The organism is Cupriavidus sp. NPDC089707, from assembly GCF_044748965.1.
Lineage (GTDB): Bacteria > Pseudomonadota > Gammaproteobacteria > Burkholderiales > Burkholderiaceae > Cupriavidus.
In genome coordinates this window covers 84,291-100,075 of record NZ_JBIVHB010000017.1, presented here as the reverse complement: position 1 = coordinate 100,075, position 15,785 = coordinate 84,291, and the positions used below count along the sequence as shown (strand labels likewise).

Genomic DNA, 15,785 nt, shown 5'->3' with positions numbered 1-15,785 from the left:
CGGTCAGCCGCCAGCCAGGGCGCTATTCGACCCTGACCTTCGCCAGTTCCGGCTTGGGCGGCGGGTAGGCGGGCTTCAGGTCCTGGAACACCCGCGTCAGGATCTCCGCCACCATCAGGTTGCGGTGCGTCTTGGAATCGGCCGGCACCACATACCACGGGCATTCCGGCGTGCAGGTCGCCATGATCGCGGCCTCGTACGCATCCATGTAGGCCTTCCAGTGCTTGCGCTCGGCGAGGTCGGTGGTGTCGAATTTCCAGTGTTTTTCCGGGTCCGCCAGCCGCGCCTCCAGCCGCGCCTTCTGCTCGTCGCGCGAAATATGCAGGAAGCATTTGACGATGGTGGTGCCGGTCTCCGTCAGCATTGCCTCGAAATCCCGGATCTGGCGGAAGCGCCGTTCGGCTTCGGCATTGTCGATCCAGCCATGCACGCGCGTGATCAGCACGTCTTCATAGTGGCTGCGGTTGAACACCACGATCTCGCCGGCCCTGGGCACCTGCAGGTGAATGCGCCACAGGTAGTCCCGCGCCAGTTCGTTTGCAGTAGGCGCCTTGAAGTCGACCACGCGGATGCCGAGCGGATCGAAGCTGCGGAACACGCCGCGCACCGTGCCGTCCTTGCCGCTGGTGTCCATGCCCTGCAGCACGACCAACAGCTTGCGGCGGTGTTCAGCGTAAAAGATGTCTTGCTGGGCGTCCAGGCCCTCGCCCAGTTCGGCAATGAGGGCCAGGTCCTCGGCCTTGCTGCCGCGCGACAGCGGCTTGCTGCCGGGGGGGAAATCGGCAAGCCGGAATCGCTTGCCCGTCGTGATGCGGAAATCGTCCAGCGGCATGGGCGCTCCATCGGTATGACCTGCAAGATCAGGGAATGGGCGCCCCGCCCAAGCTGGAATGGATGCGGGCTGTGTCGTGGGGCGCGCTGCCCCTATGGTCAGGCCGGCAGTGTCGCCAGGTCAATGGTGCCTTCGAACACCGTGGTCGCCGGGCCGGTCATGCGCACCGGTTCGGCCCCGCCGTCCCAGGCAATGGTCAGGTCGCCGCCGTGGGTATGCACCTTGACGGGCGAATCCAGCAGGCCGCGCCGGATGCCGGCGACCACCGCCGCGCAGGCGCCGGTGCCGCAGGCCAGCGTCTCGCCAGCGCCGCGCTCGTAGACGCGCAGGCGGATGGTGTTGCGGTCCTGCACCTGCATGAAGCCGGCATTGACGCGGTTGGGGAAGGTGCCGTGCTGCTCGATGACCGGGCCGTCCTGCAGCACCGGGAAGTTCTCGACGTCCTCGACCACCTGCACCGCGTGCGGGTTGCCCATCGACACGGCCGAGATCCATGCGGTGCGGCCGTTGACCTCCAGGCCGTAGGCCGTATCCACGCCTTCAGCCCGGATCGGCAGGCCCTCGGGACGGAACGGCACCTGGGCTGGTTCCAGTTCGGGCGCGCCCATGTCGACGGTGACTTGGCCGTCGTCCTGCAGCGTCAGCGTGATCACGCCCTTCATCACCTCCACGCGCACCGAGCGCTTGTGGGTCATGCCCTTGTCGCTGACAAAACGCACGAAGCAGCGCGCGCCATTGCCGCAATGCTCGACCTCGCTGCCGTCGGCATTGAAGATGCGGTAGCGAAAGTCGACGTCGCCACGCGACGGTTTCTCGACCACCAGCATCTGGTCGGCGCCCACGCCGAAATGCCGGCTGGCGAGCGCGCGCCATTGCGCGGGAGTCAGGTCGATCTGCTGGTGGATGCCGTCGAGCACGACAAAGTCGTTGCCGGCGCCATGCATCTTGGTGAACTGGAGTTTCATGGTGGGGATTGTAGCCGCGGCTCGCGCAAGCTGCTGCCGCCCTTGGCGGACGCTCAATAGATTTCGGGTTCGCCCGGCAGGCGGTGCTTGAAGCGCTTGTGCACCCAGTAATACTCAGGCACGCGCGGGCGGATGCAGTCCTCGAAGAAGGCGTTCATGCGGCGCGTGTCGTCGGTGACGCTTTCTCCGGGGTAATTGTCCCAGGCAGGCAGGATGCGCAGCACGTAGCCCTGGTAGTCGGGCAGCATCTCGGTGTAGATCGGCACCACCTTGGCTCCGGTCAGGCGCGCCAGCCGGGACACCGAGGTCAGGGTCATCGCCTGCACGCCGAAGAACGGCACGAATTCCGAATCGCGTTCGCCGAAGTCCATGTCGGAGATCAGCTGCAGCGCTTCGCCCTTCTTCAGGCAGCGCAAGATGTCGCGCGCGCTGTCGTTGCGCGAAATCATGTTGGCGCCGAAGCGGCCGCGCGCGTGCTTGAGGAAGCCGTCAAACAGGTCGTTCTTCTGCTTCGTGTACAGCGAGGCGCCGGAACGCCCCACGTGCTCGCGCAGGTGGATGGTCAGCCGGATCGCGCCGGCCTCGACGCCCGACAGATGCAGCGTGACCAGGATATGCGGCGTGCCATCCAGCGATGCCAGGTCGGCCTGGTCGTCGATCCGCACCCAGCGGCGCATCTGCGCTTCGCTGCCGGTCCAGAAGATGCCGCGCTCGGCAAAGCTGCGGAACACGGTGCGGAAGCTCTGGCGCGACAGTTCGTCGATCTCGGCCTCGGTCTTGTCCGGGAAGCACAGGCGCAGGTTGGCCTGCACCACGCGGCGCCGTTCGCTGGGGAGCAGGTAGAGCAGGCTGCCCAGCCCTTCGCCGAAGCGGGCAACGAACGGATAGGGAAGTTTGCCCAGCACCGTCAGCAGGCCGATGCCGAGCCAGGTGAACACGCGGCTCATGAAATCGATTGGTCAGTGGTCGGCTCTGTGCTGCGGGCGGCGGCGGCGGCGGGCCCCTTGTAGCGGCTGTACCCCCACAGGTACTGCGTGGGGCACTGTCTCACCAGGGTCTCGACAGCCTGGTTGATCACCGCGGCCGCTTCGGCCGGGTCGTTCGGCAGCATGCCGCCCTCATTGAGCACGTGCAGGTGGGCGCGATAGCCCGCGCCTTTCGGCAGCCGTTCCGCAAAGACCGCGACCACTGGCGCCCCGGTCAACTGCTGCAGCCGGTGCACCAGCGCCATCGTATAGGCCGGCTTGCCGAAGAACGGCGCCCAGTTGCCCTCGCCGCCGCTGGGTACCTGGTCGGGCAGGATGCCCACCGCCTGGCCCCGCTTGAGCGCCTTGACCAGCATGCGCACGCCGCGCGGCGTGGCGGGCGCCATGTGCATGTTGGGCCGGGTGCGCATCTTTTCGATCCAGTCGCGCAGCCAGGGCTGGTGTGGTGGCTTGAACAGCGCCGTGACGGGGCGCACCAGCGCGTGGGACTGTGGCAGCACTTCAAAGCAGCCCAGGTGGGGCGTCAGGATGATGAGGCCCTTGCCGCGCGCCTGCAGCTTTTCCAGTTCCGGCCACATGTAGTCGTCGAATCCATGGAGCCGCGCGCCGATCTTCTTGCGGCTCCAGAAATAGGGCATCTCGATCATCATGCGCCCGGCGGAGCGGGCGGCTTCATCGAGCATCGCCTGCGTGGCGTCGGGGAACGCCAGGCGGAAATTTTCACTCAGCCGCTGGCCGTAGCGGCCGGGCAGCCGTGCCGCCAGCAGTCCGAGCGCGCCGCCTGCGGCCTGCAGTACGCGCAACGGGAAACGGGAAATCAGCCAGAAAAGAAAGGTCATCGGGCGTGGATTGCAGTCCGGGCTGCAACGGGTCATAACCGGCGTTTTCCCGACGCGGCATTCAATTCCGCGCCGGCTTGCCGTAATCCGGGCAAACGGCATGCCGTGGCGGCAGCGTGTTGCGTCGGCGCCTTTGGCGCGCTGCAACGAGCCCGGCAGGCGCGTATAATAGCGTGTATCGCCGAGTTAACTGACAACTTGCGGGGCGATGCCGCTCTAACCGGGCTGCTTTAAATACCGCTAAAGCGTCGCCGCCATGAACCCGACCGGGTGGCACGCAATAGCCAACCTGGAGAATAAGTTCGTGGCAAACGACTTCCTTTTTACTTCGGAATCCGTTTCCGAAGGCCATCCCGACAAGGTCGCCGACCAGATTTCCGACGCCGTCCTGGACGCCATCCTGGCGCAGGACAAGTACGCGCGTGTGGCTGCCGAGACGCTTTGCAACACCGGCCTGGTGGTGCTGGCAGGGGAAATCACCACGACCGCCAACGTCGACTACATCCAGATCGCGCGCGACACGATCAAGCGCATCGGCTACGACAACACCGAATACGGCATCGACTACAAGGGCTGCGCCGTGCTGGTGGCCTATGACAAGCAGTCCCCGGACATCGCCCAGGGTGTGGATCGCGCCTCTGACGACTACCTGAACCAGGGTGCCGGCGACCAGGGCCTGATGTTCGGCTACGCCTGCGATGAGACGCCGGAGTTGATGCCGTTCCCGATTTATTACGCGCACCGCCTGGTTGAACGCCAGTCGCTGCTGCGCCGCGACGGCCGGCTGCCCTGGCTGCGTCCGGACGCCAAATCGCAGGTGACGGTGCGTTATGTCGACGGCAAGCCGCACAGTGTGGATACCGTGGTGCTGTCGACGCAGCATTCGCCGGATATCACCCAGGCGCAGATCCGTGAAGCGGTGATCGAAGAGATCATCAAGGCGGTGCTGCCGGCTGAGATGCTGAAGGAAACCAAGTATCTGGTGAACCCGACCGGGCGTTTCGTGATCGGCGGCCCGCAGGGCGACTGCGGTCTGACCGGGCGCAAGATCATTGTCGATACCTATGGTGGCGCTTCGCCGCATGGCGGTGGTGCGTTCTCGGGCAAGGATCCGTCCAAGGTGGATCGCTCGGCTGCCTATGCGGCGCGCTATGTGGCCAAGAACGTGGTGGCTTCCGGGCTGGCGCGGCAGTGCCAGGTGCAGGTGAGCTATGCCATCGGCGTGGCGCGTCCTATCAACGTGACGGTCTACACCGAAGGTACCGGCAAGATTCCGGACGCCAAGATTGCGGAACTGGTGCAGGAGCATTTTGACCTGCGGCCGAAGGGCATCGTGCAGATGCTCGACCTGCTGCGCCCGATCTACGAGAAGACCGCCGCCTACGGCCACTTTGGCCGCGAAGAGCCGGAATTCTCGTGGGAGGCGACTGACAAGGCGGCTGCCCTGCGCGCTGCCGCTGGACTGTAAGCGGCACTCCGGACTGCGGTACTTCGGACTCTGACTTTGGACTCCGGCAAGCCCCACCGGCCCGCAAGGGTCTGTGGGGTTTTTTGGGTTCTGTGGTGGTCGCTGTTGGTGACATGCTGTCGGCCGTTGAACCGCCTGGTTCCGCCCTCCTGGGCGGGTCACTTTTTTCCCGAGCGGCAAAAAGTAACCAAAAAACGCGTCGCCTGAGCGGCTGGCTATCAATTTCTCGGTGTCAGTGGATCGGGCGGCTTTGGTCTCCTTTCATCGTGGGTGCCCGTTCGACCCTGCTACGCTCCCGGGATGGTGCCTACGTCGACGGGCGGTTGAACGAACCCGATGCAGGGCGGTGGCCGCCTGCTAATGGCCGCATCGGTGGGACGCCTTCGGCTGCGCTGCGCGCGGGTCCTAACGTGGCAGAATTGCCGCCCCTATCCTGGCTCCCGCTTCTGGCCCGGCATCGCGCGCGATAGCGTTGTGCGAGCGCAGCGACGCACTCTGTGCCGGAGCCCTCGACCTACGATACTGAGTGCGCGCAGCGCAGCCGAAGGCGTCTCACCGATAACGCGCTTAGCAGGCTGCCAATCCCCTGCTTCGGGTTCGTTCAACCGCCCGTGGACGTAGGCACAGACAGGGTGCGTAGCAGGCCCGAACCACCAACCCGATCCGACGGAAATCACCACCGTCCGAATCACCAACGCCGATGACTTGATAGCCAGCCGCTCAGGCGACGCGCTTTTTGGTTACTTTTTGTCGCTCGGACAAAAAGTGACCCGCCCCCCAGGAGGGCGGAACCAGGCGGTTCAACGGCCGACAGCATGTCACCGACAGCGACCCGCACGGATTCGCACGTGATAAGCCTCAATCTCCACCCCAACCCCCAGGGAGTAAAATCCCAACCACCAAAGCCGGACCACAAATTCCTTCACGGGGGACCGTCCCCAGAGGACTGCCATGCCTGAAGCACCCGCACGTACCCCTGCCACCGCGCTGACCCGATCCGCCGCCACCGGCAGCCTCGACCTGATCCGCCCCCAGCCCTACACCACCTGGGCCCCACAGGTCACCCCCGAGGAACGCGCCGCGCTGCGCCGCGAGCTCGAGCAAGGCGCAGTACTCTACTTCCCCCACCTGAAGTTCCACTTCGAACCCGGCGAGGAACGCTTCCTCGACGCCCGCTATTCCGACGGCAAATCCAAGAACATCAACCTCCGCGCCAACGACACCGCAGTGCGCGGCGCGCAGGGCACCCAGCAGGACCTGTCCGACCTATACACGCTGATCCGCCGCTATGCCGACAACAGCGAGTCGCTGATCCGCACGCTGTTCCCCGAATACATCCCCCACATGACCCGCGCCGGCACCTCGCTGCGCCCCAGCGAGATCGCCGGCCGCCCGGTCAGCTGGCGCAAGGACGACACCCGCCTGCACGTCGATTCCTTCCCATCCAACCCCATGCTGGGCAAGCGCCTGCTGCGCGTGTTCCACAACATCGACCCAGCCGCGCCGCGCGTGTGGCGCGTCGGCGAGCCGTTCGGCGATTTCGCGCAGAAATTTGTCCCGAAGACCCACGGCATGTGGCCAGGCCAGGCGGCGCTGATGAAGCTGCTGCATATCACCAAGCGCAAGCGCTCGGAGTACGACCACCGCATGCTGCAGCTCCACGATCTGGCCAAAGCCGACCTGGACTATCAGCGCGACGTGCCGCAGCAGGAATTCCATTTCCCGCCCGGTTCCACCTGGATCGTGTTCAGCGACCAGCTGCTGCACGCCGCCATGCGCGGGCGCGCGATGATGGAGCAGACCATCTACCTGGAGCCACAGGCGATTTCCGACCACACCCACTCGCCTGAGGCGGTACTGGCGCGCATGCTCAAGCGGCCGATGCTGGTGTCCTGAGCGGCTGTACCTCAGCGCAACAGCAGCTTCAGCATCGACGCAAAAGTCTTGCCGTAAGGCGGCTTGAGCAGGCCGGCGCCGTTCAGGGCGGCCTGGTGGAACACCGGCTTGAGCTTGGAGAAGGTCTCGAAGCCCGCCTTGCCGTGGTAGACACCCATGCCGCTGGCGCCGACGCCCCCGAACGGCAGGTTGTCCTGCGCGATGTGGAACAGCGTGTCGTTGACGGTGACGCCCCCGGCAACGGTCTGGCGCATCACATGGTCGATGGTGTGGCGGTCGCGCTCGAACAAATACAGCGCCAGCGGCCGTGGCCGCGCGTTGATGAAGTCGACCGCCTGGTCGATTGTCTGGTACGTCACCACTGGCAGCACCGGCCCGAAGATCTCCTCGCGCATCGCTGTGGCGCTTTCCGGCACGTCCAGCAGCAGCGTTGGCGTCATGCGCCGCGCGGCCGCGTCGTGGCCGGCATCCGATAGCGGCACCACGCGCGCGCCTTGTGCCGCAGCATCGTCGACCAGCCCTTGCAATCGCGTGAAGTGGCGCGGGCTGATAATGCTCGTGTAGTCGGGATTGCGCGCCAGGTCGGGGTAGAGGCGGCCCACGCACGCGCGCATTGCCTGCACCAGCGGCTCGCGCAGGTCATCGGGCACCAGCACGTAGTCCGGCGCGATGCAGGTCTGGCCGGCGTTCATCAGCTTGCCGACCACGATGCGCTCCACGGCGCGCGCCAGGTCCGCGCCCGGCCCGACGATGGCGGGCGACTTGCCGCCCAGCTCCAGCGTGACCGGCGTGAGGTTGGCCGCGGCCGCGCGCATCACATGATGGCCGACCGCGGTGGAGCCGGTGAACAGCAGGTGGTCGAACGGCAGCGCGGTGAAGGCGCTGGCAACTTCGGCGTCGCCGTTGACGATCACGATCTCCTCCGGCGCAAACTCCGCCTGCACCAGTTCGGCGAACAGCGCGGCAAAGCGTGGCGTGTATTCCGACAGCTTGACCATGGCACGGTTGCCCGCGGTCAGCGCCCCGGCGAGCGGGCCCACGGTCAGGTACAGCGGGTAGTTCCACGGCACCACGATACCGACCACGCCCAGCGGCTGCGGCAGCAACCGCGAGCGGCCGGGGCGGAACCAGAAACCGGTGGCAACGCTGCGCTCGCGCATCCAGCGCTTGCCGTGGCGCAGACCGTCGTCGATCGCGGCCAGGCTCGGGAACATTTCCAGCAGCGCGGTTTCCTGGCGCGGCCGGTTGCCGAAGTCGTCGTGGATGGCCTGGGCGATGCGTTCGTGGTTCTGGGCCAGCAGGCGCCGCAGGCGCTCCAGCCGGTCGGCCCGCATTGTCCACGGCGGCAACTGGTCACGCCGAGAGGCGGCGTGCATGGCGCCAAACACGGACGAGATTTCGGGGACTTCACGCATCGGTGGCGCTCCTGGGCGGTTGGCGGGCAAGGTGGCTTGCCGATGGATCCGGCGCGGATGCGGGCGGTCGTCCAGCGATCGCGTCGCATTTGTTGCGCATTCCAGCGCATTCCAGCGCATTCCCGCGCAAGATAAGCCAGCATGCCGGCGGAGGCAATGGCGGGATCATCCCAGATCGGCATTTCAAACGCCCGACGCACCGATGCACGAAGGCGCGCCGCCCTTCACCTCCGTTCCGGCTAGCGCCTACACTGAATCTCACAGCTTGCCATCCGCCGGACGGACAGGGCACGCGCGGCCGGCGCGGCGCCCCGCTCACGCGCGCCGCCTGCGGACACGCGGGGAGACAGATGGAAACCACCTACGACTACGTCATCGTCGGCGCGGGATCGGCGGGCTGTGCGCTGGCCGGACGGCTGGCCGACAGCGGCGACGACACCATTGCCCTGGTCGAGGCCGGCCAGCACGACCACCATGTGCTGGTACGCACACCCGCCGCGTGTGCCGCCATGCTGCCGCGCGCCAGCGCACGCAACTACGCCTACGAAACCGTGCCACAGCCGGGACTGAACGGCCGCCGAGGCTACCAGCCGCGCGGGCGGGGCCTGGGCGGGAGTTCGTCGATCAACGCGATGATCTACACGCGCGGACGGCCCGCCGATTACGACGACTGGGCCGCCGCCGGCTGCGACGGCTGGTCATGGGACGACGTGCTGCCGTATTTCCGCCGCGCGGAATGCAATGAACGCCTCGCCGGCAGCGACGACGATCCGCTGCACGGCGGCAACGGCCCGCTCCATGTGTCGGATCTGCGCACGCCCAATCCTTTCGCCGAGCGCTTTATCGAGGCGGCGCAGCAGGCGGGCTACTTGCTCAACGGCGACTTCAACGGCGAAGAGCAGGAGGGCGTGGGCTGGTACCAGGTCACGCAGCACGCGGGCGAGCGCTGGAACGCGGCACGCGCCTACCTGCATGGCGGCAACGCGCGCGACAAGGCCTGCAATGGTGGGCGCGCGCGCCTGCAGGTGCTGACCGGCACGCAGGCACTGCGCATCGTCTTCGAGGGCCGCCATGCGGCCGGCGTGCTGGCCGCGCGCGATGGCCGCCAGCAACTTCTGCGTGCACGGCGGGACGTGATCGTTTGTGCCGGCACCTTCGGTTCGCCGCAATTGCTGCTGGTTTCCGGCGTGGGTCCGGCGGCGCAACTGCGCGAGCTTGGCATCGACGTGGTCCACGACCTGCCCGGCGTGGGCGCCAACCTGCAGGACCATCTCGACATCATCCTGCACAAGCGCGTGGCGGCGCCCGAGCTGTTCGGCGTGTCGTTCAGCGGATTCATGACCCTGCTGTCGGAAATCTTGCGCTACCGGCGCGAACGCACCGGCATGATGTCGAGCAACTTCGCCGAGGCAGGTGGCTTTATCCGCAGCCGCCCCGAACTGGCCGAGCCCGACCTGCAGTTGCATTTCGTCGTCGGCATGGCTGACAACCACATGCGCCGGCTCAACTTCGGCCACGGCTATTCGTGCCACGTATGCGTGCTGCGCCCGCGCAGCCGCGGCGAGGTCCGGCTGGCGTCGGCCGAGATCCGCGAGGCGCCGCTGATCGACCCGCGCTACCTCAGCGATGTGCGCGACCTCGACGACATGGTTGCCGGCGTGCGCATCGTGCGCCGGATCTTCGCGCAGCCGCAGCTGGCCAGTGTCGGCGGGCGCGAACTGTATTCCGGGCACCTGCGTGCCGATGGCAGCGACGATGCCGACGTGCGCGACATGATCCGCGCGCATGCCGACACCATCTATCATCCCGTGGGCACCTGCAGAATGGGCATGGATGCGATGGCGGTGGTCGACCCGCAGTTGCGCGTGCGCGGCGTGGAAGGGCTGCGCGTGGTCGATGCGTCGGTCATGCCGACGCTGGTCGGCGGCGACACCAACGCCCCCGCGATCATGATCGGCGAGCGCGCGCATGACTTGATCCGCTACGCGCCGCGGGTAATGCTGCGCGTGCTGGAGTCGATGGAGGCGTGACGCGAACGCTGAGTCCGTGCGCGGCTAGCCTTCGAAGCCGCGTGACGCCACGCGCTTCAGCAACCCGGCCTCCGCATCCAGCGTACCGAACACGCGTCCGTGCTGGCGCCCCAGCCGGCTGGCGACAAACAGCTCCGCATTCTCCGCGTCGGCATGCGCCAGCATCAGGGCCGCCTGCGTGGTCAGCACCAGTCCCTGCGCAAAGCGGCGCGCGTTGGCTTCCAGATGCTCCGGCGCCTCGCGCAAGAGCGCCTGCAGCGACGCCAGCTCCGCCCGCACCGCGGGATGGCCGCCGGCGCGGCGCTGCAAGTCTTGCAGCAGGCGCGCGGCATCGTCGGGGTTGCGCTGGATCGCGCGCAGCACGTCCAGGCACATGATGTTGCCCGAGCCTTCCCAGATCGAGTTGACCGGCGCCTCGCGGTACAGCCGCGCCATCGGGCTTTCTTCCACGTAGCCGTTGCCGCCCCAGACTTCCATCGCTTCTCCGGTGGCCTCGATGGCGCGCTTGCAGATCCAGAATTTGGCCGCTGGCGTGACCACGCGCTTCCACGCGGCGGCGAGCGGGTCGGGGTTGTCGCCCTCGGCGTGCTCGAAGACGTGGCCCAGTTCCATCATCAGCAGCGAGGCCGCTTCGGATTCCAGTGCCAGGTCCGCCAGCACATTGCGCATCAGCGGCTGGTCGGCCAGCAGGCGGCCGAAAGCGCTGCGGTGGCGTGTGTGGTGCAGCGCCTGAACGAAGGCCGCGCGCAGGATGGCCGAGCTGCCGATCACGCAGTCGAGCCGCGTGTTGGTCGCCATCTCGATGATGGTGGGGATGCCGCGTCCTTCCTCGCCGATCAGGATGCCGGTGGCGTCGCGGAACTCGACCTCGCTGCTGGCGTTGGAGCGGTTGCCCAGCTTGTCCTTCAGGCGCTGGATCTGGATCGGGTTCTTGCTGCCGTCGTCGCGGAAGCGCGGCACGAAGAAGCACGACAGCGGGCCGTCTTCGGCGCCCATGCGCGCCACCACCAGGTGCGCATCGCACATCGGCGCCGAGAAGAACCACTTGTGCCCGGTCAGCGCGTACTCCGCGCCGCGGCCTTCGCCGCTTCCGCTGTGTAAGGCGCGCGCCACCGTGGTGTTGGCGCGCACGTCGGAGCCGCCCTGTTTCTCCGTCATGCCCATGCCGATCATGATTGCCGTCTTGTCCCGCCAGGGCAGGTCGCGCGCGTCATGCTCGCTCGCGTACAGACGTGGCTCGAGTTCGGCGAACAGCGCGGTTTCCTTGCGCAACACCGGGATGCTGGCGAGGGTCATCGTGGTTGGGCACAGCGAGCCGGATTCCACCTGCGCCTGCAGGAAGTAGCCCGCCGTGCGCGCACTCCACGCGCCCGCGCGCGGCTGCGCGAAGGGCAGGGCCTGCAGTTGTTGGCTGCGCAGCAGCGACAGCAGTGCGTGCCAGCTCGGGTGGAATTCCACGGCATCGATGCGCTCGCCGGTGCGGCTGTGCGTGTGCAGTTCGGGCGTATGGCGGTTGGCGTCGGCCGCCCATTGCTGCACTTCCGGCTCGCCCAGCCGCGCACCGAACTGCCCCAGCGTTTCGGCATGCCAGCCGCCGCCAAGCCGTTCCAGCGCGGCGCGGACGATGGGATCGCAGCCGAAGAGGTTGTAGTGCGCAAGATCCGGCACCTGGTTGAAGACGCGGTGCGTGGCGGCGTCGGTCATGATGGGATGTCTCCTGGATCGGTTCGATGCTTGCCGTTTGCTTGCATGGTAGAGCACGTGATAGAGCGCGTGACAGGCGTTTGAGTGCATGGTCGTCCGCTTGTCATCGATTTTTGCGCTGCACCATGCGCGATTCGATACCTTTGCGCACAGGTGTGGCACCACAAACCACCGGGAACTGGCACTGGCGCCCACCGATGCTCTGTGCTTAAATTCACCCCGTTGGATGAAACAGGGGTGCCGTACGGATGGGCCGTGCGGCTGAGAGAGTCCCTTCGAACCCGATCCGGTTAGTACCGGCGTGGGAAGTTTCAGCAAGACCAAGCCTCTTGTCCCTCCGGGACTCGCCGCCCAGGCCACCACGCCGCCGGCAGCGCTCACAGGGCTCCTGGTTTCGTCCACCCCGCAAGAGAGAGAGGACGACACCCATGGCCCGTACTGCCCCCGCTGCTTCCTTCGAATCGCTCGAGAGCGACCTCGACCAGAAATTTGCCTACCCGGCTTCCAGCAAGACCTACCTGACCGGCAGCCGCCCGGATATCCGCGTGCCGCTGCGCACGATCCTGCAAACGTCCACGCGCACGGAGAAGGGCGACATGCCCAACCCGCCGATTCCGGTCTATGACACCTCGGGCCCGTACAGCGACCCGGACGTGCATATCGACCTGAAGGCCGGCCTGCCGGCGGTGCGCGCCAAGTGGATCGATGAGCGCGGCGACACCGAAGTACTGCCCGGCCTGTCGTCGGAATACGGCCGCGACCGCGCCAACGACCCCGCCACCGCGCACCTGCGCTTTGCCCAGCTGACCAACCCGCGCCGCGCCAAGGCCGGTGCCAACGTGTCACAGATGCACTATGCGCGCCGCGGCATCATCACGCCGGAAATGGAGTACGTGGCGCTGCGCGAATCGCTGAACCTGCAAGCGCTGTACGACAAGCCCGAATACAAGGCGCTCCTGCGCCAGCACCCCGGCAACGCGCTGGGCGCCGGCCTGCCGCTGCGTCCGGAAGACATGACGCCGGAATTCGTGCGCCAGGAAATCGCCTCGGGCCGCGCCATCATTCCCGCCAACATCAACCACACCGAGCTGGAGCCGATGGCGATCGGGCGCAATTTCCGCGTCAAGATCAACGGCAACCTGGGCAACTCGGCGGTGACTTCGTCGCTGGCCGAGGAAGTGGAAAAGATGGTGTGGTCGATCCGCTGGGGCGCCGACACCATCATGGACCTGTCCACGGGCAAGCACATCCACGAAACGCGTGAGTGGATCCTGCGCAACTCGCCGGTGCCCATCGGCACGGTGCCGATCTACCAGGCGCTGGACAAGACCGGCGGCATTGCCGAGGACCTGACCTGGGAGATGTTCCGCGACACGCTGATCGAGCAGGCCGAGCAGGGCGTCGACTACTTCACCATCCACGCCGGCGTGCTGCTGCGCTACGTGCCGCTGACCGCCGACCGCGTCACCGGCATCGTCTCGCGCGGCGGTTCGATCATGGCCAAGTGGTGCCTGGCGCACCACAAGGAAAACTTCCTGTACACGCACTTCGACGAGATCTGCGAGATCATGAAGGCGTACGACGTGTCGTTCAGCCTCGGCGACGGCCTGCGTCCGGGTTGCATCGCCGACTCCAACGACGATGCCCAGTTCGGCGAGCTGCGCACGCTGGGCGAGCTGACCGCCAAGGCGTGGAAGCACGACGTCCAGGTGATGATCGAAGGCCCGGGCCACGTGCCGCTGCAGCGCATCCAGGCCAACATGGACGAAGAACTCAAGCATTGCTACGAGGCGCCGTTCTATACCCTGGGACCGCTGGTGACCGACATCGCCCCCGGCTACGACCACATCACCAGCGGCATTGGCGCGGCCAATATCGGCTGGATGGGCACGGCCATGCTGTGCTACGTCACGCCCAAGGAGCACCTGGGCCTGCCGGACAAGGAAGACGTGCGCGAAGGCATCATCACCTACAAGATCGCTGCACATGCCGCGGATCTTGCCAAGGGCTGGCCGGGCGCGCAGCTGCGCGACAACGCGCTGTCCAAGGCACGCTTCGAGTTCCGCTGGGAAGACCAGTTCAACCTTGGCCTGGATCCGGAACGCGCGCGTTCGTACCACGACGCCACGCTGCCGGCCGAAGGCGCCAAGATCGCCCACTTCTGCTCGATGTGCGGGCCGAAGTTCTGCTCGATGAAGATCACGCAGGAAGTGCGCGACTACGCGGCATCGCTGCCCAAGGACGCGCAGCAGGGCATGGAAGAAAAGTCGATCGAGTTCCTGAAGAAGGGCAGCAAGATCTACTCGTAAGGCAACGGCAGTACGGGCATGGCGTCGCAACCGTGCCCGCGTATGTTCCGCCGCCGCGCAGCGCCCCGCGCGGCGGCCCTGACAACAAGGAGGCCGGCGCGGCGGCATGCCCGCATGCTTATGCCCCGGCACAACATCCCTCATGACAGCAGTACAGTCGTTTGACGTCGCCATCCTCGGGGCCGGTCTCGCCGGCCGCCTGGCTGCCTGGCAACTGGTGCGCAGCGGCGCCCGCGTGGCGCTGGTGGAGCGCGCCGGGCCGGACGGCGCGGGTTCGGCCGCCTACGTGGCCGCGGCCATGCTGGCACCGCTGGCGGAATCGGCCATCGCCGAACGCCGCATCGTCGACCTCGGCATCGCCAGCGTCGACCTGTGGCGCGCGTGGCTGGCCGAGTTGCCGGAGCCGGTTTTCTTCCAGGAGGACGGCACGCTGGTGGTCTGGCATGCGCGCGACCGCAGCGAGATGTCGCTGTTCACCAGCCGCATGCGCGCGGTGGCGCCGCCCGAGCTGGTGTCGCAGCGGCTGCGGGCGCTGGACGGCAAGGGCGTGGGCGAAGTCGAGCCGGCGCTGGCGGGCCGCTTCCCGCAGGGGCTGCTGCTGGCCGGAGAGGGCCAGCTCGACAACCGCGGCGCGCTGCGCGCGCTGCTGTCGTGCGCGGTCAGCGAGGGCGTGCATTGCGTCTGGGAAGCCGGTGAGGTAGAAGCCGACACGCTGCCCACGCTGGGCATTCGCGCGGACGTGGTGCTGGATTGCCGCGGCCTGGGCGCGCGCGCGGCGTGGCCGGCGCAGCCCGGCGGCACCACGCCCGGCCTGCGGGGCCTGCGTGGCGAAGTGGTGCGCGTGCATGCGCCTGACGTGAAGCTGCACCGGCCGGTGCGGCTGCTGCACCCGCGCTACCCGATCTATATTGCTCCCAAGCCCAACGACCTGTACGTGATCGGTGCGACCGAACTGGAAAGCGAGGACGATTCGCCGATGAGCGTGCGTTCCGCGCTGGAACTGCTGTCGGCGGCGCATTCGCTGCATCCCGCCTTCGGCGAGGCGCGCGTGCTGGAACTGAACGTGCAGCGCCGCCCGACGCGACCCGACCACCTGCCGGCGATCCGCGTCGACCAGCAGGCGCGCGTGGTGCGCGTCAACGGCTTGTACCGCCACGGCTTCCTGATCGCCCCGGCGGTGACCGAGGCCGCGTGCGCGGTGGTGGGCGCGTTGCTCAAGGGCGACCCTGCCGCCCACGCGGTGCCTGCCGCGCTGCGCTGGCCCGGCATGATCGAGGCAGTGACGGAAGCGCCGGCTGCGGCGCTGCGCGCGCGCACCGGGCTGCTGCACTAACGCAAGAC

General features: G+C 67.1%; 11 protein-coding genes and 1 riboswitch. Of the genes, 5 read left to right on the top strand and 6 right to left on the bottom strand.

Annotated features, from left to right (window positions below; translation table 11 throughout):
• Positions 1-22 precede the first annotated feature (22 nt).
• The 4 genes from ACIP1U_RS23695 to ACIP1U_RS23680 all read right to left on the bottom strand — a co-directional run bounded on the left by ACIP1U_RS23695 (position 23) and on the right by ACIP1U_RS23680 (position 3,622).
• Positions 23-832 (bottom strand): polyphosphate kinase 2 family protein, encoded by an 810-nt coding sequence (locus ACIP1U_RS23695; RefSeq protein ID WP_400320138.1) that lies wholly within the window; start codon positions 830-832, stop codon positions 23-25.
• Between the two features lie 98 nt (positions 833-930).
• The gene (dapF, locus tag ACIP1U_RS23690; protein WP_400320135.1) at positions 931-1,797 is read right to left on the bottom strand and encodes a diaminopimelate epimerase; all 867 of its coding nucleotides are present in this window, start codon (positions 1,795-1,797) and stop codon (positions 931-933) included.
• A gap of 53 nt (positions 1,798-1,850) precedes the next feature.
• Positions 1,851-2,744 carry a lipid A biosynthesis lauroyl acyltransferase gene (locus ACIP1U_RS23685; protein ID WP_400320132.1) on the bottom strand — a complete coding sequence of 298 codons (894 nt, stop codon included), beginning with the start codon at positions 2,742-2,744 and terminating at the stop codon, positions 1,851-1,853.
• On the bottom strand, positions 2,741-3,622 hold the full coding sequence (locus ACIP1U_RS23680) for a lysophospholipid acyltransferase family protein (RefSeq protein ID WP_400320129.1): 882 nt from the start codon (positions 3,620-3,622) through the stop codon (positions 2,741-2,743). The genes ACIP1U_RS23685 and ACIP1U_RS23680 overlap by 4 nt, the downstream gene beginning before the upstream one ends.
• Before the next feature lie 304 nt (positions 3,623-3,926).
• Here ACIP1U_RS23680 and metK point away from each other — a divergent pair, with 304 nt between their 5' ends.
• Together metK and ACIP1U_RS23670 are read left to right on the top strand one after the other, a co-directional pair.
• On the top strand, positions 3,927-5,090 hold the full coding sequence (metK, locus tag ACIP1U_RS23675) for a methionine adenosyltransferase (RefSeq protein WP_022533288.1): 1,164 nt from the start codon (positions 3,927-3,929) through the stop codon (positions 5,088-5,090).
• Positions 5,091-6,041: 951 nt separating this feature from the next.
• Positions 6,042-6,986, top strand: coding sequence for a Kdo hydroxylase family protein (locus ACIP1U_RS23670; protein ID WP_400320125.1), 945 nt, complete (start codon positions 6,042-6,044; stop codon positions 6,984-6,986).
• Positions 6,987-6,997: 11 nt separating this feature from the next.
• Here the strand turns inward: ACIP1U_RS23670 and ACIP1U_RS23665 are convergent, their stop codons facing one another.
• Entirely contained in the window at positions 6,998-8,401 is a 1,404-nt protein-coding gene (locus ACIP1U_RS23665) for a coniferyl aldehyde dehydrogenase (protein WP_400320122.1), read from the bottom strand.
• A 350-nt stretch (positions 8,402-8,751) separates the two neighbouring features.
• Here ACIP1U_RS23665 and ACIP1U_RS23660 point away from each other — a divergent pair, with 350 nt between their 5' ends.
• Positions 8,752-10,431 (top strand): GMC family oxidoreductase, encoded by a 1,680-nt coding sequence (locus ACIP1U_RS23660; protein ID WP_400320121.1) that lies wholly within the window; start codon positions 8,752-8,754, stop codon positions 10,429-10,431.
• Positions 10,432-10,455: 24 nt separating this feature from the next.
• On the opposite strand, the gene ACIP1U_RS23655 is transcribed toward ACIP1U_RS23660, so the two are convergent.
• On the bottom strand, positions 10,456-12,135 hold the full coding sequence (locus ACIP1U_RS23655) for an acyl-CoA dehydrogenase family protein (RefSeq protein ID WP_400320119.1): 1,680 nt from the start codon (positions 12,133-12,135) through the stop codon (positions 10,456-10,458).
• Between the two features lie 223 nt (positions 12,136-12,358).
• A riboswitch (TPP riboswitch) is annotated at positions 12,359-12,460 on the top strand.
• Between the two features lie 103 nt (positions 12,461-12,563).
• On the opposite strand from ACIP1U_RS23655, the gene thiC reads away from it, so the two are divergent.
• Together thiC and ACIP1U_RS23645 are read left to right on the top strand one after the other, a co-directional pair.
• Positions 12,564-14,444 (top strand): phosphomethylpyrimidine synthase ThiC, encoded by a 1,881-nt coding sequence (gene thiC / locus ACIP1U_RS23650; protein WP_400320116.1) that lies wholly within the window; start codon positions 12,564-12,566, stop codon positions 14,442-14,444.
• 142 nt (positions 14,445-14,586) lie between these two features.
• Positions 14,587-15,777, top strand: coding sequence for an FAD-dependent oxidoreductase (locus ACIP1U_RS23645; RefSeq protein ID WP_400320113.1), 1,191 nt, complete (start codon positions 14,587-14,589; stop codon positions 15,775-15,777).
• The last annotated feature ends 8 nt before the right edge of the window (positions 15,778-15,785 follow it).

Coding starts and splice junctions, on each gene's coding strand:
- ACIP1U_RS23695 (WP_400320138.1), bottom strand. CDS start 832: ATGCCGCTGGACGATTTCCGCATCACGACGGGCAAGCGATTCCGGCTT.
- dapF (WP_400320135.1), bottom strand. CDS start 1,797: ATGAAACTCCAGTTCACCAAGATGCATGGCGCCGGCAACGACTTTGTC.
- ACIP1U_RS23685 (WP_400320132.1), bottom strand. CDS start 2,744: ATGAGCCGCGTGTTCACCTGGCTCGGCATCGGCCTGCTGACGGTGCTG.
- ACIP1U_RS23680 (WP_400320129.1), bottom strand. CDS start 3,622: ATGACCTTTCTTTTCTGGCTGATTTCCCGTTTCCCGTTGCGCGTACTG.
- ACIP1U_RS23670 (WP_400320125.1), top strand. CDS start 6,042: ATGCCTGAAGCACCCGCACGTACCCCTGCCACCGCGCTGACCCGATCC.
- ACIP1U_RS23665 (WP_400320122.1), bottom strand. CDS start 8,401: ATGCGTGAAGTCCCCGAAATCTCGTCCGTGTTTGGCGCCATGCACGCC.
- ACIP1U_RS23660 (WP_400320121.1), top strand. CDS start 8,752: ATGGAAACCACCTACGACTACGTCATCGTCGGCGCGGGATCGGCGGGC.
- ACIP1U_RS23655 (WP_400320119.1), bottom strand. CDS start 12,135: ATGACCGACGCCGCCACGCACCGCGTCTTCAACCAGGTGCCGGATCTT.
- thiC (WP_400320116.1), top strand. CDS start 12,564: ATGGCCCGTACTGCCCCCGCTGCTTCCTTCGAATCGCTCGAGAGCGAC.
- ACIP1U_RS23645 (WP_400320113.1), top strand. CDS start 14,587: ATGACAGCAGTACAGTCGTTTGACGTCGCCATCCTCGGGGCCGGTCTC.